The sequence below is a fragment of the Paracoccus sp. MC1854 genome, from assembly GCF_014164635.1.
GTDB lineage: Bacteria > Pseudomonadota > Alphaproteobacteria > Rhodobacterales > Rhodobacteraceae > Paracoccus.
This window is the reverse complement of the sequence record NZ_JACJFU010000005.1, coordinates 67,880-92,099: the sequence shown is the minus strand read 5'-3', so window position 1 is coordinate 92,099 and position 24,220 is coordinate 67,880. Positions and strand designations below refer to the sequence as shown.

The 24,220-nt window shown below is 68.1% G+C and carries 23 protein-coding genes and 1 pseudogene; 10 read left to right on the top strand and 14 right to left on the bottom strand.

Translation table 11 applies throughout. From position 1 onward, the window contains the following. Positions 1-122: 122 nt before the first annotated feature. From topA to H5395_RS06090, 7 genes and pseudogenes are all read right to left on the bottom strand, one after another. On the bottom strand, positions 123-2,744 hold the full coding sequence (gene topA / locus H5395_RS06115) for a type I DNA topoisomerase (protein ID WP_182791650.1): 2,622 nt from the start codon (positions 2,742-2,744) through the stop codon (positions 123-125). 132 nt (positions 2,745-2,876) lie between these two features. Continuing rightward, a complete protein-coding gene (locus H5395_RS06110) occupies positions 2,877-3,554 on the bottom strand; it encodes a DUF4142 domain-containing protein (protein WP_182791649.1) in 678 nt (225 codons plus the stop codon). A gap of 89 nt (positions 3,555-3,643) precedes the next feature. Next, the gene (locus H5395_RS06105) at positions 3,644-4,459 is read right to left on the bottom strand and encodes a ferredoxin--NADP reductase (protein WP_304612833.1); all 816 of its coding nucleotides are present in this window, start codon (positions 4,457-4,459) and stop codon (positions 3,644-3,646) included. Positions 4,460-4,540: 81 nt separating this feature from the next. Then, positions 4,541-4,960 (bottom strand): DUF934 domain-containing protein, encoded by a 420-nt coding sequence (locus tag H5395_RS18515; protein ID WP_220494869.1) that lies wholly within the window; start codon positions 4,958-4,960, stop codon positions 4,541-4,543. A gap of 99 nt (positions 4,961-5,059) precedes the next feature. Further along, positions 5,060-5,785, bottom strand: a pseudogene (locus H5395_RS18510) (phosphoadenylyl-sulfate reductase); the annotation flags it as partial. Then, positions 5,778-7,442, bottom strand: a complete 1,665-nt coding sequence (locus H5395_RS06095; RefSeq protein WP_182791646.1) for a nitrite/sulfite reductase — start codon at positions 7,440-7,442, stop codon at positions 5,778-5,780. The pseudogene H5395_RS18510 and the gene H5395_RS06095, both read right to left, overlap by 8 nt. After that, complete coding sequence (locus H5395_RS06090) at positions 7,435-7,761, bottom strand: DUF2849 domain-containing protein (RefSeq protein WP_182791645.1); 327 nt, start codon at positions 7,759-7,761, stop codon at positions 7,435-7,437. The genes H5395_RS06095 and H5395_RS06090 overlap by 8 nt, the downstream gene beginning before the upstream one ends. Positions 7,762-7,881: 120 nt before the next feature. Between H5395_RS06090 and H5395_RS06085 the strand changes: the two genes are divergently transcribed. Genes H5395_RS06085 through H5395_RS06075 form a run of 3 tightly spaced genes read left to right on the top strand, consistent with a single transcriptional unit; the run spans position 7,882 to position 10,638 of the window. Further along, positions 7,882-8,370 (top strand): Lrp/AsnC family transcriptional regulator, encoded by a 489-nt coding sequence (locus H5395_RS06085; protein ID WP_182791644.1) that lies wholly within the window; start codon positions 7,882-7,884, stop codon positions 8,368-8,370. A gap of 39 nt (positions 8,371-8,409) precedes the next feature. Beyond that, positions 8,410-9,114: a phosphatidylcholine/phosphatidylserine synthase gene (locus tag H5395_RS06080; protein WP_182791643.1), complete on the top strand. Its 705-nt coding sequence runs from the start codon at positions 8,410-8,412 to the stop codon at positions 9,112-9,114. A gap of 57 nt (positions 9,115-9,171) precedes the next feature. Next, positions 9,172-10,638, top strand: coding sequence for an ABC transporter substrate-binding protein (locus tag H5395_RS06075; RefSeq protein ID WP_182791641.1), 1,467 nt, complete (start codon positions 9,172-9,174; stop codon positions 10,636-10,638). A gap of 102 nt (positions 10,639-10,740) precedes the next feature. Here H5395_RS06075 and H5395_RS06070 read toward each other — a convergent pair whose 3' ends face one another. The 3 genes from H5395_RS06070 to H5395_RS06060 form a co-directional block, all read right to left on the bottom strand. Continuing rightward, positions 10,741-11,838 carry a transglycosylase SLT domain-containing protein gene (locus H5395_RS06070; RefSeq protein ID WP_370576395.1) on the bottom strand — a complete coding sequence of 366 codons (1,098 nt, stop codon included), beginning with the start codon at positions 11,836-11,838 and terminating at the stop codon, positions 10,741-10,743. A gap of 89 nt (positions 11,839-11,927) precedes the next feature. Next, the gene (locus H5395_RS06065) at positions 11,928-12,632 is read right to left on the bottom strand and encodes a hypothetical protein (protein WP_182791640.1); all 705 of its coding nucleotides are present in this window, start codon (positions 12,630-12,632) and stop codon (positions 11,928-11,930) included. 133 nt (positions 12,633-12,765) lie between these two features. Then, positions 12,766-13,629: a L,D-transpeptidase gene (locus tag H5395_RS06060; protein WP_182791639.1), complete on the bottom strand. Its 864-nt coding sequence runs from the start codon at positions 13,627-13,629 to the stop codon at positions 12,766-12,768. 336 nt (positions 13,630-13,965) lie between these two features. Here H5395_RS06060 and H5395_RS06055 point away from each other — a divergent pair, with 336 nt between their 5' ends. Then, a complete protein-coding gene (locus H5395_RS06055) occupies positions 13,966-14,247 on the top strand; it encodes a GlsB/YeaQ/YmgE family stress response membrane protein (protein ID WP_182791637.1) in 282 nt (93 codons plus the stop codon). Between the two features lie 79 nt (positions 14,248-14,326). Here H5395_RS06055 and H5395_RS06050 read toward each other — a convergent pair whose 3' ends face one another. Further along, entirely contained in the window at positions 14,327-14,701 is a 375-nt protein-coding gene (locus H5395_RS06050) for a hypothetical protein (protein ID WP_182791636.1), read from the bottom strand. Positions 14,702-14,829: 128 nt separating this feature from the next. On the opposite strand from H5395_RS06050, the gene H5395_RS06045 reads away from it, so the two are divergent. The 5 genes from H5395_RS06045 (at position 14,830) to H5395_RS06025 (ending at position 20,371) form a co-directional block, all read left to right on the top strand. Then, positions 14,830-16,458 carry an MFS transporter gene (locus H5395_RS06045; protein WP_220494857.1) on the top strand — a complete coding sequence of 543 codons (1,629 nt, stop codon included), beginning with the start codon at positions 14,830-14,832 and terminating at the stop codon, positions 16,456-16,458. Between the two features lie 22 nt (positions 16,459-16,480). Continuing rightward, positions 16,481-17,419: an ABC transporter permease gene (locus H5395_RS06040; RefSeq protein ID WP_182791635.1), complete on the top strand. Its 939-nt coding sequence runs from the start codon at positions 16,481-16,483 to the stop codon at positions 17,417-17,419. Then, positions 17,416-18,246: an ABC transporter permease gene (locus H5395_RS06035; protein WP_182791634.1), complete on the top strand. Its 831-nt coding sequence runs from the start codon at positions 17,416-17,418 to the stop codon at positions 18,244-18,246. The genes H5395_RS06040 and H5395_RS06035 overlap by 4 nt, the downstream gene beginning before the upstream one ends. Continuing rightward, positions 18,243-19,814 (top strand): ABC transporter ATP-binding protein, encoded by a 1,572-nt coding sequence (locus H5395_RS06030; protein WP_182791633.1) that lies wholly within the window; start codon positions 18,243-18,245, stop codon positions 19,812-19,814. Before H5395_RS06035 ends, H5395_RS06030 begins: the two co-directional genes overlap by 4 nt. A 215-nt stretch (positions 19,815-20,029) precedes the next feature. Further along, complete coding sequence (locus H5395_RS06025) at positions 20,030-20,371, top strand: zf-TFIIB domain-containing protein (RefSeq protein ID WP_182791632.1); 342 nt, start codon at positions 20,030-20,032, stop codon at positions 20,369-20,371. A 110-nt stretch (positions 20,372-20,481) separates the two neighbouring features. Here H5395_RS06025 and H5395_RS06020 read toward each other — a convergent pair whose 3' ends face one another. Next, positions 20,482-21,450, bottom strand: coding sequence for an L-malyl-CoA/beta-methylmalyl-CoA lyase (locus H5395_RS06020; RefSeq protein ID WP_182791631.1), 969 nt, complete (start codon positions 21,448-21,450; stop codon positions 20,482-20,484). Positions 21,451-21,603: 153 nt separating this feature from the next. Here H5395_RS06020 and H5395_RS06015 point away from each other — a divergent pair, with 153 nt between their 5' ends. Then, positions 21,604-22,464: a D-amino-acid transaminase gene (locus H5395_RS06015; protein ID WP_182791630.1), complete on the top strand. Its 861-nt coding sequence runs from the start codon at positions 21,604-21,606 to the stop codon at positions 22,462-22,464. A gap of 56 nt (positions 22,465-22,520) precedes the next feature. Here the strand turns inward: H5395_RS06015 and H5395_RS06010 are convergent, their stop codons facing one another. Together H5395_RS06010 and H5395_RS06005 are read right to left on the bottom strand one after the other, a co-directional pair. Further along, positions 22,521-23,432, bottom strand: a complete 912-nt coding sequence (locus H5395_RS06010; RefSeq protein WP_182791629.1) for a calcium-binding protein — start codon at positions 23,430-23,432, stop codon at positions 22,521-22,523. A gap of 31 nt (positions 23,433-23,463) precedes the next feature. Then, complete coding sequence (locus H5395_RS06005; RefSeq protein WP_182791785.1) at positions 23,464-24,207, bottom strand: amino acid ABC transporter ATP-binding protein; 744 nt, start codon at positions 24,205-24,207, stop codon at positions 23,464-23,466. Positions 24,208-24,220: the final 13 nt, after the last annotated feature.

The window sequence follows — 24,220 nt, the reverse complement described above, 5'->3', positions numbered from 1 at the left end:
TATTTACGCCAGAAAGAAGCGGCTTCTTTCTGGCGTAAATACCCATTCCAAGCGTGACAAGGGCACGTCCGGCTCAGGTGGTGGATCGCATTTCCGCAAGGACGGCTTCATGCGGGTCCGGCTCAGGTTTCGGCTGCCTTTGACGCAGCATCTGCCTTGGCGGTTTTCCGAGCCGTCGCTTTCGCCGCCGGCTTTGCGGTCTTCGACGCAGCCGGCTTCTTCGCGGCGGGCTTGCGGGCGGCCTTCGCGGGCTCCTTGGCGGCTTTCTTCGGCGCAGGCTTCCTGCCGCCCTTCGATGCCTTGGCGGCGATCAGTTCCAGCGCCTGTTCCATCGTCACGGATTCAGGCGCCATGTCGCGCGGCAGGGTAGCATTGACCTTGCCCCATTTGACGTAGGGCCCGAAGCGGCCGTTCAGGACCTGCACGGCGCCGCCCTCAGGATGCTCGCCCAGTTCCGCCAAGGGCGCCGCGGGCGCGGCGCGGCCCCGCTGGGGTTTCGAGGCCAGCACTTCGACCGCGCGGTTCATGCCGATGGTGAAGACCTCGTCCACCTCGGGCAGGTTGGCATAGCGCGGCCCGTGCTTGACGTAGGGGCCGTAGCGGCCGATCCCCGCCTCGATGGTCACGCCATCCTCGGGGTGGGGGCCAATCTCGCGCGGCAGGTCCAAGAGCATCAGCGCCTTTTCCAGATCCATCGAGCCTGCGTCCCAGCCCTTGGGGATGGACGCACGGGGGGGCTTGGGCTGTTCCGCCGTCGCCTCGCCGCGCTGGACATAGGGGCCGAAGCGGCCGTTCTTCAGGCTGATCTCGATGCCCTCGGGGTCGAGGCCCAGAACCGTGTCGCCCACCGCCTCGCCTTCCGCGCCCGAGATCGGGCGGGTGTAGCGGCATTCGGGATAATTGTTGCAGCCGATGAAGGCCCCGCCCGAGCGCGCGGTCTTGAGGTTCAGCCGCCCCTTGCCGCAAAGCGGGCATTCGCGCGGATCGCCCCCGTCGGCGCGAGCCGGATAGAGATGCGGGGCCAAGGCCTCGTCAATAGCCTCCAGCACCTCGGTGATGCGAAGCTCGCTGGTGCCCTCCAGCGCGGCGGTGAAGTCGCGCCAGAAGCGGCGCAGGACCTCGCGGTATTCCCGCTCGCCCGAGGAGATGTCGTCGAGTTCCCCTTCCAGATCGGCGGTGAAGTCGTAGCTGACGTAGCGCGGGAAGTAACGGGTCAGGAAGGCCGTCACCAGCCGGCCCTTGTCCTCGGGGATCAGGCGGTTCTTGTCCTTGCGGACGTATTCGCGGTCCTGAATGGTGGTGACGATGCTGGCATAGGTCGAGGGTCGGCCGATGCCCAGTTCCTCCATCCGCTTGACCAGCGTGGCCTCGGTATAGCGGGGCGGCGGCTGGGTGAAATGCTGTTCCGGCACGACGCCGCGCTTGGCGGCCGGCTCGCCCTGCGCGATCTGCGGCAGGCGGGCGCTGTCCTCGCCCTCGTCGTCGTCGGTGCCCTGGTCGTAGACCTTGAGGAAGCCGTCGAACAGCATCACCTGACCCGTCGCGCGCAGGCCCACCTGCCCGTCGGCCGAGCCGATCTCGACGGTGGTCCGCTCCATCCGCGCGGCTTCCATCTGGGACGCGAGCGTGCGCTTCCAGATCAGGTCGTAGAGCTTCCTCTGCTCGAGCTCGACGTTCAGCCTGTCGGGGGACAGCATCATGTCGGTGGGCCGGATGCATTCATGCGCTTCCTGCGCGTTCTTGGCCTTGTTCTTGTAGATGCGCGGGCTTTGGGGGACATAGGCATCCCCGAAGCGCGCCTTGATGGCGTCGCGTGCTGCCATGATCGCCTCGGGCGCCATGTCAATGCCGTCGGTCCGCATGTAGGTGATGTGGCCCGCCTCGTAGAGCCTTTGCGCCGCGCTCATGCAGGCCCGGGCACCGAGACCCAGCTTGCGGCTCGCCTCCTGCTGCAAGGTCGAGGTCATGAAGGGCGGCCAAGGGTTGCGGCTCGCGGGCTTGGACATGATCGAGGTCACGGTCAGGTCGCGGCTTTCCACGGCCTTCACCGCCAGCTTGGCGGCTTCCTCATTCGCCAGATCGTAGCGTTCCAGCTTCTTGCCCGCATAGGTGACCAGCGTGGCGCGGTATTGGTCGCCCTTGGGCGTCGCCAGAGTCGCATGGACCGACCAGTATTCGCGGGCGCGGAACGCCTCGATCTCCATCTCGCGGTCGACGATGATCCGCAGGGCGACGGACTGGACGCGGCCAGCGGACTTGGCGCCCGGCAGCTTGCGCCACAGCACCGGCGACAGGTTGAAGCCCACGAGGTAGTCCAGCGCCCGACGCGCAAGATAGGCATCGACCAGCGGCTGGTCGATCTCGCGCGGGTTCGCCATCGCCTCGGTCACGGCGCTCTTGGTGATCGCGTTGAAGGTCACGCGGCTGACCTGCGCGCCCTTCTTCAGCGAGGACGCCAGCGCCTCGCGCAGGTGCCAGGAAATCGCCTCGCCCTCGCGGTCGGGGTCGGTGGCCAGGATCAGGTTGGGGTCCGACGCCAGCGCGTCCTTGATCGCCTTGACGTGCTTCTTCGAATCCGCCGCGACTTCCCATTTCATCGCGAAATCATCGTCCGTATCTACGGACCCGTCCTTGGGCGGCAGGTCGCGGACATGGCCGAAGGACGCGAGAACGGTGTAGTCGTCGCCCAGATACTTGTTGATTGTCTTGGCCTTGGCCGGGGATTCGACGACGACGACGGGCATGGGGCGACCTTTGGCAGATTTGGCCCGGCAACATGGTGGCCGCGGCTCGCGGAGTCAACGCGGGCTTCGTGCCGCATGAGAAAGGGCGCCGCCACCCTGCGGTCGCGGCGCCCCGGTCGAAGACGGGCGATCTCAGTTGCCCGTGGCCAGGCCCTGGGCGTGCTGAAGATGGGCGTTCAGCGTGGGCAGGGTCTTTTCGGCAAAGGCGCGCAGGTCGGGATCGCTGCCGTTCTGGGCCTCGGCCTGGAACATCATGATCGTTTCCTCATGCGCCTGCACCTGGTGCTGCATGTAGGTCTGATCGAAGGCCTCGCCCTCGGCCGCCTGCACGGCGGACATATGCTCGGCCGGAGGCCCGGCGATCTCGGTGGGCACCGTCAGGCCCTTGCCTTCGGCAACGGCCTTCAGTTCCTCGTTCGCGGCGGAGTGATCGGCGATCATCATCCGAGCGAACTCCTGAACGGCGGGAGTCTGGCTGCGTTCCAGCGCCAGTTCGCTCGACTGGACCTCGAACATGCCGCCGCTGGCGGCGCTGTTGACGAAGTCCTGCGGGGCCATGGCGGGCATGACGGCGGCCGCACCCGCGGCTTCCGTAGTCCCTGCAGCCGCCGTCCCGGTGGCCGTGGTGGTGGTGGTAGTCCCGTCCGCGGCCGTGGTTGTGGCCGTCGCAGCGGGTGTCATTGTGGATGTCGCCGCGCCGGCAGGAGGCGTCGCGGCGACCGTGCCATCGGTCGGCGGGGTCGCGGTCTGGGCCGCGGCCATGCCGACGCTGGCGAGGCTGAAGGCGGTGATCAGAAGCAGCTTCTTCATGGGGTCTCCTCCGAGGGCGCAAAAATCTGCCTCGGATGAACCCCCCGAAAGAAACGAAGGTTCTGCCCCTGCAACAAAAGTTGCCGAGATCAGACGCCCTCGCCCACGAAGGCCTTTTCCACGACGAACTCGCGCGGCTCGCTGTTGGCGCCTTCGTGCAGGCCGAAGCCCTCCAGCACCGCCTTGACGTCCACGTTGAAGGCGAGGCTGCCGCAGACCATCGCCCGATCCTCGGTCGGGTTCATCGCCGGCAGCCCGAGGTCAGCAAAGACCTTGCCGCTGGTCAGGTTGTCGGTGATCCGGCCCATGTGCGGGTAATCCTCGCGCGTGGTGGTCGGATAATACAGCAGCCGGTCGGCAAAGCTGGTGCCGTAAAGCTCGGTCAGCAATTCGTCGTTGCGCAGGTTCTCGACCAGTTCGCGGCCGTATTCCAGTTCGTCCGCGGTGCGGCAGGTGTGCATCATCACGACCTGCTCGTAGCGCTCGAAGGTTTCCGGGTCGCGCATCAGCGAGGCGAAAGGCGCGATGCCGGTGCCGGTCGCCAGGAACCACAGCCGCTTGCCGGGCAGCAGCGCGTCAAGGACCAGCGTGCCCACGGGCTTGGGCCGCAGGATGATCTGGTCGCCCGGCTTGATGTGCTGCAGGCGCGAGGTCAGCGGGCCTTCGGGCACCTTGATCGAGTAGAACTCAAGCTCCTCGTCCCAGTTGGGCGAGGCGATGGAATAGGCCCGCAGGACCGGCTTGCCGTTGTCGCCAGGCAGGCCGATCATCACGAACTCGCCCGAGCGGAAGCGCAGGGACGCGGGCCGCGTCACGCGGAAGGAGAACAGCCAGTCCGTCCAGTGCCTGACCGCCGTGACGGTCTGCGCGTCCGGCATGAGGGTGGCGGTCGATCTGGTCTGCATCGCGTGGGGCTCGTCGGCCAAGGGAATATCCAGGGTCATTTCGGATGTCCGTAATCAGATAGGGTGTAAGGCTGTCGGGGACTAGCCCGCCAGCCGCGACCTGTGGTCCCACTCGCGCCAGTCGGCGCGGGCGAGCCACTGCTCCGCCGGCTGCCGTTTGGCGAGGGCGGCCGAAATCTGCACCTCGTCGATGCCGACGCGGCGGGCCATCGCATACTGGTCGGCGATCAGGCTACCGGTCGCCCGGATGCGGCCCGTGTAGCCCAGTTCGCGCAGCAGCCGCGCCAGCGTGAAGCCCCGGCCGTCGGTCATCGCGGGGAACTCGACGGCGATCATCGCCGCGTTCAGGTGATCCGCCAGCGTGTCGGGATCGGTGTCGGACGGCAGGCTGACGGCAGGCGTGCCGTCCAGCGGATGAAAGCCGTCGTCGCGGACCAGCACCGGTGCGTCTGCCTCGGTCGTGGCAGTGGGGGAGGCTTGGGTCTGCTCGGCGGTCGTCATCTCTTGATCCTTGCTGGCAGCGGAGCTTTCCTCGGCGGGCGTGACTACGTGCAGATGGGCGGCGGGGGCAGCCCGCGCAACCTCCGGCTCGGGTTCCGGCGCGACGGGGCCGCGCACGATCTTGCCGCCGATGAAATGGATGCCGCATTCGGTCTTGGCCGAGCCGCGCCAGCGGCCCGAGCGGGGGTCCTCGCCTTCCTTCACCGGCGAGGTGCAGGGGGCGCAGCCAATCGAGGGATAGCCCCGCGCCACCAGCGGATGCCGGGGCAGCGCGTTCTCGTCCATGTAGTCTGCGACGTCCTGCGGCCGCCAGTGCGCCAGAGGATTCACCCGCAGCCGCAGCGGAGGCTCGGGCTCGAAGAAGTCCAGTTCCTTCCGCTCGCCGCCCTGAAAGCGCTTGCGGCCGGTGATCCAGGCGTCGAACTGCGACAGCGCCCGTTCCAGCGGCACCACCTTGCGGACATTGCAGCAAGAATCCGTGTCTCGCTGGTGCAGGGTGTTGTCGGGATCGACCGCCGCGATCTCGTCCTGCGCCGCGCGGATCACGCGGATATCGGTCAGGGGCAGGCGCGCAGCGATCTCGCGCTGGTAGTCCAGCGTCTCGGGGAACAGCATCTCGGTGTCGATGAACAGCACCGGCGTGTCGGGCGCGGCGACCGACAGCATGTGCAGCAGCACGACCGATTCTGCCCCGAAGGAGGACACCAGCGCCACCCGGCCAAGGTCGGGGTCCGAGAGCGCATGGCGCAGCACCTGCACCGCCGCGTGGTTGCGGTAGCGCGCGTTCAGCGTGGCGGCGCGGCTGTCGAGGTTGGCGTCAAGCATTGCTTGCCTCAACCGGGTAAAGCGCCGCCTTGAAGGGCGCAGGCCCCAGCCGCCGCAGGGCGTCGATGAAGCGTTCTTCGGGCGATTCCCGAACCTCGAGGTAGGCGTCGATCAGCCGGCCGATGGCGGGCACGACCTGGTCGTAGGGGAAGCCTGCGCCGGCGCGCTCGCCGATGGCCGGCATCTCGTAGCCGTCGCCGCCAAGGGTGATCTGGTAGTTCTCGACCCCTGCCCGATCCAGCCCGAGGATGCCCACGTGCCCCAGGTGGTGATGGCCGCAGGCGTTGATGCAGCCCGAGATGCGGACGTCGAACTTGCCGATCTCGTCGTCGAGGTCGCGGGCGCGGACGTATTCCGCCAGTTCCTGCGCGATCGGGACCGAGCGCGCGGTCGCCAGCGTGCAGAAGTCCATACCGGGGCAGGAGATGATGTCGGTGATGTGCCCCGCGTTGGCCGTCGCCAGCCCGGCATCGCGCAAGCTGTCGTAAAGCGCGGGCAGTTCGGACTTCGGCACATGCGGCAGGACGATGTTCTGGTCATGCGCGATGCGGATGTCGCCATGGGCATGACGCTCGGCCAGTTCCGCGATCAGGCGCATCTGCGAGGACGTGCAGTCGCCCGGAATCGCGCCCGGCGCCTTCAGCGTCACGGTCACGCTGGCATAGCCGGGGGTGCGATGTTCCGACAGGTTGGTGTCGATCCAGGAGCGGAAGGCCCCGTTCGCGGCAAGCGCAGCCTCATAGGCGCTGTCGTCCACCTCGCGGAAGACGGGCGCGGCGAAGCGGTCGCGCAGGCGGGCCAGCAGGGCCTCGTCATGACCCTGGAAGACGGCGCGGCGGCGCTGGAACTCTTCCTCGATCTCCTCGCGCAGCACGTCGAGTCCGCGCTCGGCCACGGTGATCTTCAGGCGCGCCTTGTACTTGTTGTCGCGCCGGCCGCTGAGGTTGTAGGCGGCGAGGATGCCCTCGACATAGGGAAGCAGGTCCTCGGCGGGCAGGAACTCGCGCACGACCTTGCCGATCATGGGGGTGCGGCCAAGGCCGCCGCCGATCCAGACCTGGAAGCCGAGTTTCCCGTCCTGGCGGCGCAGGCGCAACCCGATGTCATGGGCGGCGATTACCGCGCGGTCGCGCTTGCCGCCCGAAATGGCGATCTTGAACTTGCGCGGCAGGAACTGGAACTCGGCATGGTCGGTGGACCAGAAGCGCAGAAGCTCGGCCCAGGGGCGCGGGTCCTCGATCTCGTCGGCGGCGGCGCCGGCGAAGGCGTCGGTCGTCACGTTGCGGACGGTGTTGCCCGAGGTCTGGATGGCGTGCAGCCCCACGTCGGCCAGCGCGTCCAGCATGTCGGGGATGTCCACCAGCTTGGCCCAGTTGAACTGGATGTTCTGCCGCGTGGTGAAATGGCCGTAGCCGCGGTCCCAGCGGTCGGCGATGTCGGCCAGTCCGCGGATCTGGTTCGGGCTGATCGTGCCGTAGGGGATCGCGACCCGCAGCATGTAGGCGTGAAGCTGCAGATAGACGCCGTTCATCAGACGCAGGGGGCGGAACTCGTCCTCGGTCAGGCTGCCGTCCAGCCGCCGCGCGACCTGCGCGCGGAACTGCTGGGCGCGGTGCTGCAGATAGGCGCGGCCGTCGTCGTTGATGGCGTCAAGCATGGGCAGCCTCGGAGGTAAAAGTGGCGTTGGTCTCGACCGAGGGGCCTTTCTGGCGGAAGGCCTCGCGGAAATGGACAGGGATCGGCAGGCCGGCCTCATCGCGGCCCGATTCGACCAGGTAGGGGCCGACCACGACATCGGGCTGGGCCTGAGCGGCCAGCAGCGCGGTTTCGGCGGTGGCGGCGTCCTCGTAAAGCCTGGCGGCCTTCGGGTCCGTGGTCCATCCTTGCGCCGACATCCAGACGGACAGCCCGTCCAGCAGGTTGTTGGCGGTCAGCACGGCGGGCGTGCCGGGCGAGGGGACGAAGGTCTTGGACATGAGAGACGCCTTGTAATGCAGCCTTTAAAATAGGAAAAAGATATTGCTAAAAGCCAGAGCGCAGGGGAAATAAGGACAGTCTCACTGCCGAACGGTGGAACAACTGGGAAGATCGTCCTGATGACCGTACAAACGCAGACTCCGGTCCGGCTGGATGAACTGGACCGTAAGATACTGTCCCTGCTGCAGCAGGACGCGAGCCTGCCGCTGGAGGAGATCGCCACCCGCGTCGGCGCCTCGCGCACCCCCGTCTGGAACCGCATCCGGCGGATGCGGGAACAGGGCGTGATCCGCGCGCAGGTCGCGCTGCTGGATGCCGAGGCGCTGGGACTGGAGGCCTGCTTCTTCGTCCTGATCCGCACGACCGAGCATGACGCCGACTGGGCCGCCCGCTTCATGGCTGCCGTCCGCGCCCGCCCCGAGGTGATCGAGGCGCACCGGCTGGCGGGCGACATCGACTATATCCTGAAGGTCGTGGTCAGGAACGCGCGGGCCTACGACCGCTTCTACCAGTCGCTGATTTCCGAGGTCCGCATCCAGAACGTCACCGCGCTTTTGTCGATGGAGGAGATGAAGGCGACCTCGGCCCTGCCCATTCCCCCTGTCTGATCCGATTGCATGACCGCGGCCGGGGTGCGAGAAAGCCGCATGAACCTGCGTCTCAAGGCCCTCGGGGTCCATCTCTTCACCGCCACGGGCGTCATCTGGGCGGTGCTGGCACTGCTGGCCGCGGTGGACGGGGACTGGTCCACCATGTTCGTCTGGCTGATCGTCGCCATGGTCGTGGACGGGATCGACGGGCCGCTGGCGCGCCGCTATCGGGTCAAGGAAAACTGGCCCAGCTATGACGGCGTGGTGATGGACCTGATGATCGACTACATCACCTGGATCTTCATCCCGGCCTTTGCGCTGTTCCAGTCGGGGCTGCTGCCGGGCTGGACCGGGTGGGTCTGCACCATCGCCATCGTTTACGGCTCGCTTCTGTACATGGCCGATACGCGGATGAAGACAAAGGACAACAGCTTTGCGGGCTTTCCGGCCTGCTGGAACATGCTGGTGCTGGTGCTGTTTGCGCTGAAGCCGTCCTACTGGGTGATCCTGGCGCTGGTGATCCCCCTGACCGTGGCGATGTTCCTGCCGGTCAAGTTCATTCACCCCGTCCGCACGGCGCGCTGGCGCGTGGTGTCGCTGCCGATGATGGCGGCCTGGGTCGCCTGCGCGCTTTGGGCCATCGCGGTGGACTTCCACCCGCAAAGCTGGGCGCTGTGGGGGCTAGTCATCAGCTCGCTGTGGCTGCTGCTGGCAGGGCCATTGCAGCAGGCCTTCCCCCCGAAAACCCGACAGCGCGCTTGATCGCGTGGCGGCAAGCCTCGTAGTGTCCGCGCCACGCTTCGTCACAGGGGAACGCCCATGCTCGACCGCCTGCTGCCCGCCGTTATCGCGCTGATCGCCACACCGGCGCTGGCGGCCACCGACACGATCCGGCTGGGCATGGTGCTGGAGCCGCAGGGGCTGGACCCCACTGCCAACGCTGCCGCCGCCATCGACGAGGTGGTCTATGCCAACCTCTTCGAGGGGCTGACCCGCTTCGCACCAGACGGAACGATCGTCCCCGGCCTCGCCTTGGAGTGGCAGGCAAAGGACAACGGCGCTGTCTACGAGTTCAGGCTGCGGCAGGGCGTCACCTTCCACGACGGCGCGACGTTCGACGCCTCGGACGTGGTCTTCTCGCTGGACCGGGCGCGGGCCGAGGATTCGACCAACGCCCAGAAGCAGCTCTTCGCCGGGATCACCGGGGTCGAGGCCGTGGAGCCGGATCTGGTCCGGGTGACGCTGGACGGGCCGGACGGCAGCTTCCCGTGGAAGATGGCCTGGGGCGATGCGGTGATGCTGGACCCCGCCTCGGCCGCGCAGGCGGCGACGGCGCCTGTCGGCACCGGGCCGTTCCGCCTGGGCGAATGGACCCAGGGCGACCACATCACGCTGGAAGCCTTCGACGGCTACTGGGGCGACAAGCCCGCGCTGCGCTCGGCCACTTTCCGCTTCATCCCGGACCCGACGGCGGCCTTTGCGGCGATGATGGCGGGCGACGTGGACGCATTCCCGATCTATCCCGCCCCGGAAACCCTGCCCCAGCTTGCGGCCGACCCGCGCTTCAAGGTGATCGTGGGCACGACCGAGGGCGAGACGATCCTGTCCATGAACAACCGCCATGCGCCGCTGAACGATCCGCGCGTCCGCAAGGCCATTGCCCTGGCGGTGGACCGGCAAGCGATCATCGACGGGGCGATGTTTGGCCATGGCACCCCCATCGGCAGCCACTTCGCGCCGCATCACCCGGATTATGTGGACCTTCTGGACCGCTCGCCCCATGACCCGGACCGCGCCCGCACCCTGCTGGCCGAGGCGGGGGTATCCGGCCTGACCCTGCGGCTGGCCTTGCCGCCCCCGCCCTATGCCCGGCGCGGCGGAGAGATCGTGGCCGCGCAGTTGCGCGCGGTCGGGATCGAGACGCGGATCACCAACATGGAATGGGCGCAGTGGCTGGAAACAGTCTTCCGCGGGGCCGATTTCGACCTGACCATCATCAGCCATGTCGAGCCCATGGACATCGATATCTACGCCCGCGAGGGTTATTACATCGGCTATGACAACCCGGCCTACCGCGACGTGATCGGCCGCTTCACCGCCTCGACCGATCCGGCCGAGCGCAGCGCCCTGCTGAAACAGGCGCAGGAGATGCTGGCCGAGGACAGCCCCGCCGCCTTCCTGTTCCAGTTGGCCAAGCCCGGCGTCGCGGATGCGCGGATCGAGGGGCTGTGGCAGAACGCGCCCACTCCCGCCAATGATCTGACAAAGGTGCGGTGGGTCGAGTGAGGCTGTGGCGAAGGAGCATGCAGAGCACGCACCCTACGGCGCTACCCTTTGGCCCATCCCTTCCCGACCTCGCAGGGTGCGTGGTTTCCACGCACCTTTCCGTCAGTTCTTCAGCACGATGCAGCGCCCGCCCAAGGCGCGGAACTGGCTGCAGAAGGCATTGGCCTCGGTGCGCGAGGAATAGCCGACCTGCGCCGTGTAGACCCGCTTGCCGCTGCCCGACATGGTCTTGCGGACCGTGGTGATCCGCTTGCCGCCCAGGATCGGGCGCAACCGGCTGTTCAGCCGCTCGACATGCTGCTGCACGCCCGACTGCCGGGGATGCGAGGCAAGGATCACCCCCCAGGGGAAGCTGCGCTGGGTGGCCGAGAACTCCTTGAGCGTCCGGTTCGCGGCCAGTTGCACACAGGCGTCGCCAAAGGGCTTGTCCTTGTCCAGCCGCACATCGATCTGCGGCGGCGGATCGTCGCGCCATTTCCAGGCGTTGAAGCCGGTGATCGCCTCGACATAGTCCCGCGTCTCATAAGGCAAGGAATCGCTGCCCTTGGAAAAACTTGAGGCCCGCCCTTCGCCGCCGTTATAGGCGACGGCGGCCAGCCCCATGTTGCCAAAGCCGTCGATCAGATGGCGCAGGTAGTCGGCCGAGGCATGGATGGCCTTGGCCGGGTTCATCGGATCGTCCAGCTTTCGGATGCGCGCCGTTCCCGGCATGAACTGGGCGATGCCGAGGGCCCCCGCGGGCGAGACCGCCTCGGGCTCGAACAGGCTTTCCTTCCACAACAGCCGGGCGAGGAAATTAGGATCCAGCCGGTTCTCTCCCGCGGCCTTCTCGATCGTGGAACAGACATCGGCGACATAGGTGGCGACGGCGATGCAGCTGCGCCCGTCCGCCGTGCAGCGGCGGTCTTTTGTGTCAGGTGCAGGCATGGGCGGACCGATCAGGGCCACGGGATCGGTCAGCGGCGGCACGTCGGGGCTTTCGGCCGGGACGGCGGGAACTGCGGCGGCGTCAGGCACCGGACTGTCCGACACGACCGGCGCATCAGAGGCGACGGTGTCCATCGCGGCATCGGACAGCGGGGCCTGCGCATCCGCATCGGCCGCCGCGATCACGGTCATGGCAGCGGCGGGCACATCCTCGGCAAGAACGGGGGCCGCGGCCAGAGCCGCGATCACGACAAGCTGGAAACAGCAGCGCACGGATCTTTCCTTTGCAATCGACAGGCCCCCGATAGCAAGAGCGCGCGCGCCTGTGAACCTTTGGCAGAAGCCAGAGCCGCGGCGAAAGGCTATGCCGTCGTCCCCTCGGCCTTCCCGCTGCCCTTCTTCGCCTTCCTGTCAGCCTTCTCGGCCTCTCTGGCGGCCTTCTTCTCGGCCTTGCGGGCGGCTTTCAGCTCGGCCTTCTCGGCGTCCTTGACGCGCTTGCGCTCGGCTTTCTCGGCCTCCTTGCGGGCCTTCTTCTCGGCCTTGTCCTCCTTGGAAGGTTTCGGCCGGGCAGCGGCGGTCTCGCGGCGCGGGGGGGCCAGCGGCACCGGGGCGGATGCGGCGGGATCAGCAGCGGCGCTGTCGGGGCCGGCCTGCGGCACCGGGGCGGGGATGGATTCGCCAGCCTTCACCCGGCCGGCTTTCTCTGGCTTGCGCGCGCCGGGACGCCCGGCGCGCACGCCCGGTGCCCGTGCCGGACGGCCCACCTTCGGCGCCGAGGCGGCTTCCGCAGCCGCAGGCTGTTCCGGAGAGGCATCCCCTGTCCCGGCTTCGCTGCGGCGGCGGACCTCGGCCCGCACCCGCCGCAGCGCGCCGCCAAGCTGCCTGGCGCCCTGTTCGTCGCCACGGTCGCCGGCAGCATCGCGCGCTTCCTCGATCCGCCGGGCCAGGGACTTCAGCGTGCGGTCGGCATGCTTTTCCAGAGCCGGGGAGCGGCTTTTCTCGACAAGACCTTCATCGGCCGAGGCCTCGTCATCGCCGCTTGCTTCCGGGGTCGGGGTCTTGGCCATGGTCATCCTCGCGCAGGGGAAAGGCAGTCGCCGCAATTGTCTGTTTTGGCGGCAGGTTCCCGCAAGATCCCGGACAGCGCAACAGGAAAAGCCCGGCGCGGGGGCCGGGCTTTTACTCAAATCCCGCCGATTCTCAGAAGCGGCGCCGAGGGACGGCGCTTTCGATCAGGGGCGTGGCAGGCGGCGCGACGGGCTGGGCGACCACCGCGACGGGCTGGGAAGCCACCACCACGGGCTGAGGGGCAACGGCCACGGGCTGGACAACGGCAGCGACAAACTGCGCCGGTTCCAGATAGCCGTCAGGGGTCTGGCGCAGCGGGCCTTCCAGCGCCCGCGATTCGGCCTCGGTGCGGACCTTGACGGTCGTGCCCATCGGGATGCGGTCATACAGGTCCATGATGTCCTGGTTGAACAGCCGGATGCAGCCCGCCGAGGTCGCCTTGCCGACCGACGAGGGGTCCATGGTCCCGTGGATGCGGTACATGGTGTCGCGGCTGCCTTCGTAGAGATACAGCGCCCGCGACCCCAGCGGGTTGCCGATGCCACCCGGCACGCCGCCCCGGAACTGGGCGTAAAGCTCGGGCTCGGTCGCGACCATGTTCGCGGTCGGCGTCCAGGACGGCCACTGCGCCTTGCGCCGGATGGTCGCGGTGCCGGCGTAGCCCACGCCGGCGCGGCCAACGGCGATGCCGACACGGGTGGCCATGCCGCCATTCTCGACCAGGTAAAGGAAGCGCGCATAGGGATCGACCACGACCGTGCCGGGCGCATCGGGACCGTTATAGGGAACGACGGTCCGCACGTTGCGCTCGCGCAGGTAGGCGGGCTTGATCGCCGGGATGTCCAGCGGCTCGCCGTTGGGGCCGCGGTCGATGCGCGCCTGATAAGCCTGGGGAACGAAGTTGCTGGTTTCGGGGGCCTGCGCGGCCCGGTTGTCGGGGCCACAGGCGGCAAGGCCGAGGGCACATGCCAGCAGCGCGGCAGAGGCGAGACGCATCAAGGGTTTCCTTCACGCATGACCGCGCACGGGATGCCGCGCGGCGGCCGGAGGTTGGCAGGGTGGACGGCACGAATCGCGGCCATGGGTCGCAAGCCGATCCGATCGGTCCATAGGTCGGAGTTCATGCCCATACGTCAAGAAACACAGGGGAGTCGCGCCCGGCACGTGGCATATTTGCCGCGCCCGCGATCTTTTGATCACGCCGTGATCCGTTGCCCATATGCCGCAGCGCGGCACCACCCTTTCCCTGCCCCGGAACCCCCGGGCCAGCCCGACGTTCGGGGGACATCCGGCGGCTGCACAAGCCCCGCCGCATCTGGAAAGGGACCAAGCATGGGCTTCATCGTCGCCATCATCATCGGCGCCATCGCCGGCTGGCTTGCCGGCAAGATCGTCAAGGGCCACGGTCAGGGCAGCCTGATGAACATCGTGGTGGGCGTCCTGGGCGCCGTTCTGGCAAGCTGGCTGTTCCCGACGCTGGGCTGGAACCTCGGGGCCGGACCGGCCGCGGGCGCTACCGTCCGCGGCACGAGCTTTCTCGGCTCGATCGTGTTCTCGACCATCGGCGCGGTGATCCTGCTGGTGATCGTCTCGTTGTTCACCGGCCGCCGCTGAGCGCGCGGCCGTCCGGCGGCCGGCTCCTCCCCCGAAGGCCGCCGCTCTGGACCCCCGCCTTTCCTCGGGCGGGGGTCTTTCATCCTTCCGCGATCTGGCGGGCGATGTCGGCGGATATGGAGATCAGCCGCCGGGGCCGCCTGAGCCGCTGCACCGCCGCAAGCGCATCCGCCGGAACATCGTCCTCGTGGCCCAGCGCACAGTTGTCAGGCAGCAGGGCCGTGGCCTCGGCCCATATCCCGGGCGGGTGTCCCGGCCAGGCCAGCCTTGCCTCGCGCGCGGTGACGACCAGCAGGCAGGATGCGTCGCCGCTCCCGAGCCCGCCGTAATGGGCCAGGCTCGGCAGAGAGGACAGGATCACCGCGTCCAAGCCCCGCCCGTCCATGATCGCCCGCAACGCAAGCTGGCGCCCGGCAAGGCGGTCCGGGATGGGCATGGGGCGCGGATCGGTCATGAGGCATCCTCGGTTCGGGACAGCGCCGGCCAGCATGACGGCGGAACCATCGCCGTCAAGCCGCGCTTCCTTGCCGGGCAGGCCAGCGTCCGATTGCCCTTCCCGCCGCCGCCGCTAGTGTGACCCTGATGTCCCGCCCCTCCGCCCTTGCCCCGTTCCGTCACAAGGCGTTCCGCACCCTCTGGGCGGCAACGCTGGTCTCGAACTTCGGCGGGCTGGTACAGGCGGTGGGCGCGGCCTGGATGATGACGCAACTGACCGACAGCGCCACGCTGGTGGCGCTGGTGCAGGCCTCCAACACCCTGCCGATCATGCTGTTCGCGCTGCTGTCGGGCGCTCTGGCCGACATCTTCGAGCGCAAGCGGCTGCTGCTGATCGCGCTGGGGGTCATGGCCAGCGTGTCGCTGTTCCTGGCGGTGGTCGCGACCTACGGCTGGCTCGACCCCTACAGCCTGCTGGCGCTGACCTTCCTGATCGGGCTGGGGCAGGCGCTCTACAACCCGCCGTGGCAGGCCAGCATAGGCGACCTGGTCCCGCGTGCGGACCTGCCGGCGGCGGTCACGCTGAACTCGGTCGGCTTCAACCTGATGCGCTCGGTCGGGCCGGCGGCGGGCGGGCTGATCGTGGCGGCTTACGGCGCCGCGGCGGCCTTTGCGGTCAACGCCTTCAGCTATGTGCCGCTGCTCTTCGCCCTGATCCGCTGGAAGCCGCCAGCGCGCGTCCGCATCGCCCCGCCCGAGCCGCTGGCCCCCGCGATCGCCGCCGGACTGCGCTATGTGGCGCTGTCCCCGAACCTGATGCGGGTGCTGGCACGGGGGGCACTGTTCGGTTTTTCGGCGGTGGCCATCCTGGCCCTGCTGCCCCTGATCGCGACCGAACACCCCGAGGGTGGCTCGCTGACCCTCGGCCTGCTGCTGGGCTGTTATGGCCTGGGCGCGATCCTCGGCGCCGCCTCGAACAGCCGCATCCGCGAGCGGATGAACAACGAGAACGTGGTCCGCGTGGCCTTCATGGGCTTTGCGATCTCCTGCCTGCTGATCTCGACCACCGACAACGTTTATCTGCAGGGGCTGGCGCTGCTGCCGGCGGGCGCGTCCTGGGTGCTGGCGCTGTCGCTGTTCAACGTGACCGTCCAGTTGTCCACGCCGCGCTGGGTGGTGGCGCGGGCGCTGGCGCTGTACCAGACCGCCACCTTTGGCGGCATGGCGGCGGGCAGCTTCCTGTGGGGGATGCTGGCCGACGCGCAGGGGGTGGATGCGGCGCTGGCCTGGGCCGCGGGGCTGCTGATCTTTGGGGCCGTGATCGGGCACTGGTTCAGCCAGCCCGAGTTCGGCAAGCTCGACCTCGACCCCGCCGGGCAGTTCCGCAAGCCGCAGCTTGCCCTGGACCTGCGCGGGCGGTCCGGGCCGATCGTGGTCATGGTGGACTATCTCATCGACCCCGAGGACACGCCCGAGTTCCTGCGCCTGATGGCCCGCCGCCGCGCAATCCGCCGCCGCAACGGCGCGCGCAACTGGGCCTTGCTGCGCGACCTGGAAAACCCGCGCGTCTGGTCGGAAAGCTATCACCTCGCCACCTGGGACGATTACGTGCGCCACAACCTGCGCCGCACCAAGTCCGACCATGAGGTGATCGTCGCCATGCGCGCCCTGCATCGCGGCAAGGGCGATCCCCGCGTCCATCGCATGATCGAGCGCCACAGCATCAACCCCGGCGACCCGCCGCTGCTGGGCAAGATCGAGGTGCCAGGCTCATGAACCCGGCCGGGGGAAGCGGCGCATGAGGCTGCTGGCGCGGCGCCTCGTCTCGCTGGCCCTGGCGCTGGTCGCCGCCTCGGCGGTGATCTTCGCGGTGGTGGACCTCGTGCCGGGCGATCCGGCGGTCTTTGTCCTCGGCACCGGCGCGCAGCCTGAAACCATTGCGGCCCTGCGCGAGCAGCTTGGCCTGAACCTGCCATGGCCGGTGCGCTACGCGCAATGGCTGGGGGGCGTGCTGACGGGGGACCTGGGCACCAGCCTCGCCTACAAGACGCCGGTGGCGGGGATGATCCTCGACCGGGTGCGGGTCTCGCTGCCCTTGGCGGCGCTGGCGCTGGCCTTGGCGGTCACGGTGGCGCTGCCGGTGGGGATGCTGGCGGCGGGACGGCGCGGCCGGGTAGCCGACGCGGTAGCGATGGGGGCCACGCAGATCGGCATCGCGCTGCCGAACTTCTGGTTCGCAATGCTGCTGGTGCTCGTCTTCGCGGTGAAGCTGCGCTGGCTTCCGGCGGGGGGCTTCCCCGGCTGGGCCGATCCCCTCGCGGCTCTGCGCGCCCTGATCCTGCCTGCTGTCGCGCTGGCGCTGCCGCAGGCGGCGATACTTGCCCGCGTGCTGCGCTCGGCGCTGATCGAGACGCTGGGACAGGACTATATCCGCAGCGCGCGGGCCAAGGGTCTCAGCCGCGGGCAGGTCATGCGCCGCCATGCGCTGCGCAACGCGATGATCCCGGTCCTGACGATCCTGGGGATGCAGTTTTCCTTCCTGCTGGCCGGCGCGATCATCATCGAGAATGTCTTCTACCTGCCCGGCCTTGGGCGGCTGATCTTTCAGGCGATCACCCAGCGCGACCTGGTGGTGGTGCAGTCGGCGGTGCTGGTGCTGGTCGCGGCAGTGATCCTTGTCACCTTCCTCGTCGATCTGGCCTATGCCGCCGTGGACCCGAGGCTGCGCGGGCGATGAGCGTCCTCCTCCATCGGCTGGGCCTGAGCCTGGGCGCGGCGCTGGCAGGACTGGCGGTGGCTCTGGCGCTGGTCTCGCTGGTCTGGACGCCCTTCGACGTGACCGGGGTCGATGTCGCGAACCGTCTGCGTCCGCCCGGCGGCCCCCATCTTCTGGGCACCGACCATCTGGGCCGCGACCTGCTGTCGATGGTGATGATCGGGGCGCGGACCTCGCTGGCCGTGGCGCTGGCGGCGGTCGGGATCGGCGCCGGGATCGGCGTGCCGCTGGGGCTGGTGGCCGCGGGTTCCCGCGGCGGGTGGCTGGACGAGGCGATCATGCGGGGGAACGACCTGATCTTCGCCTTCCCGGCGCTGGTCACGGCGATCCTCATCACCGCCGCGCTGGGGCCTTCGGCGGGGAACGCCATGCTCGCCATCGGCATCTTCAACATCCCCGTCTTCGCCCGCGTGACGCGCGGCGGGGCGCTGCCGCTGTGGACGCTCGACTACATCCGCGCGGCCGAGGTCGCGGGCAAGGGCGCGGCGCGGATCAGCGTCGAACACATCCTGCCGAACCTTGCGAGCCTTCTGATCGTGCAGGCCACGATCCAGTTCGCGCTGGGGATTCTGGCGGAAGCCGGGCTGTCCTATGTGGGCCTCGGCGCGCAGCCGCCCATCCCGAGCTGGGGGCGGATGCTGGCCGAGGCGCAGACGATGGTGACGATCGCCCCTCATGTCGCCATCGTGCCGGGAATGGCGATCGTGCTGACGGTGCTGGGGCTGAACCTGCTGGGCGACGGCTTGCGCGACGCGCTGGACCCCCGGCTCAAGGCGCGGCTGACATGATCGCGCTGCAGAACCTGTGCGTCACCATCGCCGGGCGGCAGGTGGTGTCGGACGTGACCCTGCCGCTGGCGCGGGGAGAGGTGACGGGGCTGGTCGGCGAAAGCGGCTCGGGCAAGTCGATGACGGCGCTGGCGGCCATCGGGCTGCTGCCGGATGGCGCGCAGGTCGGCGGGCGGGTGGAACTGGACGGGCGCAACCTGCTCGACCTGCCGGAACGGGCGATGGATGCGCTGCGGGGTCGTCGCATCGGGATGATCTTCCAGGAGCCGATGACGGCGCTGAACCCGCTGATGACCATCGGCGACCAGGTGGCGGAAAGCTTCCGCCGCCTTCCCCGCGCGCAGGCGCTGGCCCGCGCCCGCGACAGGCTGGACCGGGTGGGCCTGCCCGCCGCCCGCTTTCCCCTCGGGCTTTACCCGCACCAACTGTCGGGCGGCCAGCGCCAGCGCGTCGCCATCGCCATGGCCATCGCCGAGGCCCCTGACCTGCTGATCGCCGACGAGCCGACGACGGCGCTGGACGTGACTACGCAGGCGCAGATCCTGAACCTGCTGCGCGGGCTGGTGCGGGACGAAGGGATGGCGCTGCTGCTCATCACCCATGACCTCGCGGTCGTCGCAGGCATCGCCGACCGCGTGGCGGTGATGCAGCACGGCCGGATCGTCGAGGCCGGAACCACGGCCGAGGTCTTCCGCTTCCGCCGCCATCCCTATACCTGCTCCCTCTTCGCCGCCGCGAGCCACGTCCCCGCCGAGACAGGGGCGCGGGCGCAAGGCCCGCCGATCCTGCAGGTCGAGGGCGCGGTGCGCGAATACCGCCTGCCCCGTCCGGCACTTTTCGCCCCGCGCCCCGTTCTGCGGGCGGTGGATGGCGTCAGCCTGACCATCGCGCAAGGAGAATCAGTCGGGCTGGTGGGTGAATCGGGCTGCGGGAAATCGACGCTCGCCCGCGCGATCATGGGGCTGGATGCGCTGCAGGGCGGCCGGGTCCGGCTGGGGGGCGCGGCGGTCGGGCCGGGGATGCCCAAGGCGCAGCGGGCACAGATGCAGGCGGTCTTCCAGGACCCGTTTTCCAGCTTCGACCCGCGCTGGACGGTGGACCGGCTGGTGGCCGAACCCTTCCACCTGACCGGCCGGCCCGCCGACTGGCGCGAGCGCGTGGCCGAGGTTCTGGACGAGGTCGGGATCGGGGTCGACGCCATGCGCCGCCATATCCACGAGTTTTCCGGCGGCCAGCGCCAGCGCATCGCCATCGCCCGCGCCCTCATCATCCAGCCCCGTCTGATCGTGCTGGACGAGGCGGTCAGCGCGCTGGACGTGCAGGTGCGCGCAAGGGTGCTGGACCTGCTAGCCAGGCTTCGTCAGCGGCACGGGCTGTCTTGGCTGTTCATCAGCCACGACCTGTCGCTGGTGCGCGCGATTACCGACCGGGTGCTGGTGATGGACCAGGGCCGCATGGTCGAGGAAGGCCCGACCGCGCGCATCCTGTCCTCCCCCCGCCATCCCGTCACCCGCAAGCTGGTCGCGGCGACCCCGGTGATCCCGGCGGAATGGCAGGCCGCGACATAAGGGCTTGCTGCAGGGCCGCATGGGGGATCGACCCTTCGGGCCTATCAGCCGCCACGGCCTTCTTGGCTGAACACAGTCCAACAAGCTGTTCCCGGGCGCCCGGAAGCCGGGAATATTTTTACCGGAAAGAAATCACCGGGACGTGTTGCTGTCTGCCCATTGCGCTCAGCGCCGGGCGGCTTACCTGAAAAGGCAGGGACCAGAGGAGACCTTGGATGAAATGTCCGGCAGATGGCGAGACGCTGGTGATGTCCGATCGCAGCGGTGTCGAGATCGATTATTGCCCCAGATGCCGCGGCGTCTGGCTGGATCGCGGGGAACTGGACAAGATCATCGACCGCGCCGCTGTGTCGATGCCTCCTCTACCCTCTGTCGGCCAGCCCACTGCAGCCCCCGATCTGCAGGGATCGCCGCAATCCGGCCATGAGCGGCAGGACAGCTATCGCTCCGAGGAGCGTGATCGGCGGCGGGATCATGATGATTACGACGACGATCATCGCCATGGCCGCAAACCCAAACGCCGCGAATCCTTCTTGGGCGACCTGTTCGATTTCTGACGACCTCGGCGGCCCATCCAAACAGAGACAGGCCCCGCGTGGGACGGGGCCTGTCGCTCCTCCCCCTAAGACGGCTGGCCTCCCCGCCGAGCCGTCCGGGTCCGCTTGCGTCAGCGTTGTGCCTCGGCAGTGATCAGTTCTGCCTGGCGCACGATCACTTGTGCCTGACGAATTGACGCGATGTCAACCAGTCTACCTTTGTATACCGCCGCCCCGGCGCCGGATTTCTGCGCGTCTTCCATGGCCGCGAGGATCTCGCGCGCTTCGGTGACGGCCTTTTCGTTCGGCGAGAAGATCTCGTTGGCCAGCGCCACCTGGCTGGGGTGGATCGCCCACTTCCCGACCATGCCCAGCGTGGCCGAACGCAGCGCCTGGGCGCGGAAGCCCTCCTCGTCGCTGAAATCGCCGAAGGGGCCGTCCACCGGCAGCACGCCATGCGTCCGGCAGGCCGCGACGATGGCAGCCTGTGCCCAGTGCCATGGGTCGGACCAGTATTTCTGCCCCTCGCGGGCCATGTAGTAGTTTTCCTGCGTGCCGCCGATGCCGGTTGTCGCCATGCCCATGCTGGCCGCGAAATCGGCCGCGCCCAGGCTCATCGCCTGCAAACGGGGGCTGGCGGCGGCGATCTCCTCGACATGAGAGATGCCGGCGGCCGATTCGATGATGACCTCGAAGGTAATCGGCTTCTGGCGACCTCTGGCGCGTTCCGCCGCTGTCACCAGCGCGTCCACCGCATAGATGTCGGCGGCATTGCCGACCTTGGGGATCATGATCTGGTCCAGCCGGTCCGAGGCCTGTTCCAGCAGATCCACCACGTCGCGGTACCAATAAGGCGTGTCCAGCCCGTTGATCCGCACCGACAGCGTCTTGTTGCCCCAGTCCACATCGCCGATGGCCTGGATGACGTTCTTCCGGGCCTGGTGCTTGTCGTCCGGGGCGACCGAATCCTCAAGATCAAGGTTGATGACATCGGCAGCCGAACCCGCCATCTTCTGGAAAAGCTGGGTGCGGGAACCGGGGCCGAACAACTGGCAGCGGTTCAGGCGGGCAGGAGCAGGGGGTTGCAGCCGGAAAGACATGAGACCTCGTGCAAGGATATTTCGTGGCGTGTCGCAGGGGTGATAGATTGTTGCCGCAGTTGCAGCAAGCCTTTCTGCGGATGCACGGGGAAGGCGCATTGAACGCATCCGCGCATTGGCGCACAACCAACCCGCCACATTCCGGAGAACACGATGTCCCGCACCGTCCTTGTCAACGGCCGCTACCTGCCTGAGGAACAGGCCACCGTCTCGATCTTCGACCGGGGATTTCTGATGGCCGACGGCGTCTACGAGGTCGTCAGCGTGCTGGACGGCAGGCTTCTGGATTTCGACGGCCATATGAAACGGCTGGCGCGCTCGCTGGATGAGCTGGGCATGACCCATCCCATGACGAATGCGGAATGGCTGCAAGCGCACCAGCGGCTGGTCACGGAAAACGGCATTGCCGAGGGGCTGGTCTATCTGCAGGTCACGCGCGGCAACCCCGGTGACCGCGACTTTGCCTATCCGCCCGAAGGGACAACGCCCACGGTCGTCATGTTCACCCAGTCGAAGCCGGGATTGGCCCAGAACCCGCAGGCGGAAACCGGGCTGCGAGTCTGCACGGTGCCCGACCTGCGCTGGTCGCGCCGCGACATCAAGACGGTGCAACTCCTTTACCCCTCGATGGCCAAGATGGAGGCCAAGGCGCGGGGCTGCGACGACGCCTGGATGGTCGAGGACGGGCTGGTGACCGAAGGAACCTCGAACAACGCCTATATCGTCAAGGACGGCACCATCATCACCCGCCAGCTTTCGACCGACATCCTGCATGGCATCACCCGCGCCGCGGTGCTGCGGCTGGCCGCCGAGGCGCAGCTTGGGGTCGAGGAACGCAGCTTCACCGTGGATGAGGCAAAGGCGGCGGACGAGGCCTTCATCACCTCGGCCTCGGCCTTCGTGATGCCGGTGGTGGAACTGGACGGCACGGCCATCGGGGACGGCAAGCCCGGCCCCGTGGCGCGGCGGCTGCGCGAGATCTACCTGGACGAGATGCGCCGCACGGCGGTCTGAAATACAGACGGCCCGCCAGGGCGGCGGGCCGTTCCAGCCAGAGGCGCGCTCCTGTCCTAGCTTGCCGGTCCTGCAGCAGAGCCGGGACCGGAACCCGCGGGACCGCCGACGACGGCACCCGTGGCGGCACCAGCCGCGCTGCCCGATGCCTTCAGCTCGATCTCGTCGACCGCCGCAGCGTCGGTGTCCTTGAGAATGGCCAGAACATCGCCGTCCACGACCAGATGGGCGTCTGCGCCCGACTGCACCACCCTGACCTCGGGCGGATCATCCCCGGTGCCCTCGTAGTTCACGGTGATCCGGTCCGCCGATCCATAGACGATGGTCGAGGCGCCCAGGCCCGCGGTCAGCAGGTAGTCGTCGCGGCCTTCGCCCCCTTCGGCGTAATCGCCGTCGCCGAGCCAGATCGTGTCGCTGCCCTTGTCGCCGTAGTAAAAGTCGGGATCGCCATCCAGAACGTCGTCGGCGCCGATGAGGTCATCGCCATGGCCGCCCCGGATCGTGTCCGAGCCGGGGCCGCCGTTCAGCACGTCGTCGTCATTGTCGTCGTCGCCGGGCAGAATCAGGTCATCGCCCGCGCCTGCATGGACGGTGTCCTTGCCGCTGCCGCCCTCGATGGTGTCGTTGCCGTCATCGGCGGTGCTGCCGCGCTCGCCGTAGAGATCGTCGCCCCTGCCCAGGAAGACGCGGTCGTCCCCGGCATCGGCGATGACCGTATCATCGTCCAGCCCCCCGTAGATCCAGTCGTCGCCGGCGCCCGCGTCGATGGTGTCGTCCCCCCGGAAGCCGCGGATGATCTCGGCCCCGTCGGTGCCGGTCAGCGTCTCGGAATTGTCGGTGCCGTCCCGGACGGGAATGTCAGGCAGGTCCTCGCCTTCGTCGAATTCCTCGTCGTCGTCGCTGGACAGAAGGCTGCCGATGGCGGCGACGCCCAGAAGGCCGAGCAGCAGCAGATACATCTGGTTCATTCGATCACCCCCACGCGCGTTGTTTTGTCCCTCAATGCCCCAGAATCTGGCTGAGGAACAGCTTGGTGCGTTCGGATTGCGGATTGTTGAAAAACTCGCGCGGGGTGTTCTCCTCGACGATCTGGCCCTGGTCCATGAAGATCACCCGATGCGCCACGGCCTGGGCAAAGCCCATCTCATGCGTCACGCAGATCATCGTCATGCCGCCCTCGGCCAGCTCGATCATGGTATCCAGAACTTCCTTGATCATCTCGGGATCAAGGGCGCTGGTCGGCTCGTCGAAGAGCATGATCTTGGGCTTCATGCAGAGCGAGCGGGCAATGGCCACCCGCTGCTGCTGGCCGCCCGACAACTGGCCGGGATACTTGTCGGCCTGCTCGGGGATGCGGACCTCGCGCAGGAAATGCATCGCCGTTTCCTCGGCCTCGCGCCGGGGCACCTTGCGGACCCAGATGGGCGCAAGGGTGCAGTTCTCCAGCACGGTCAGATGCGGGAACAGGTTGAAGTGCTGGAACACCATCCCGACCTCGGACCGGATCTTGTCGATGTTCTTGATGTCGTTGGTCAGTTCGATCCCGTCCACGGTGATGCGGCCGGACTGGTGTTCCTCAAGCTGGTTGATGCAGCGGATCAGCGTCGATTTCCCCGATCCCGACGGCCCGGCGATCACGATCCGCTCGCCCCGGTGGACGGTCAGGTCGATGTCGCGCAGCACGTGAAAGGTGCCGTACCACTTGTTCAGCTTCTCGATCCGCACGGCGATCTCGGACCCCATCGTGGGGGCCGGC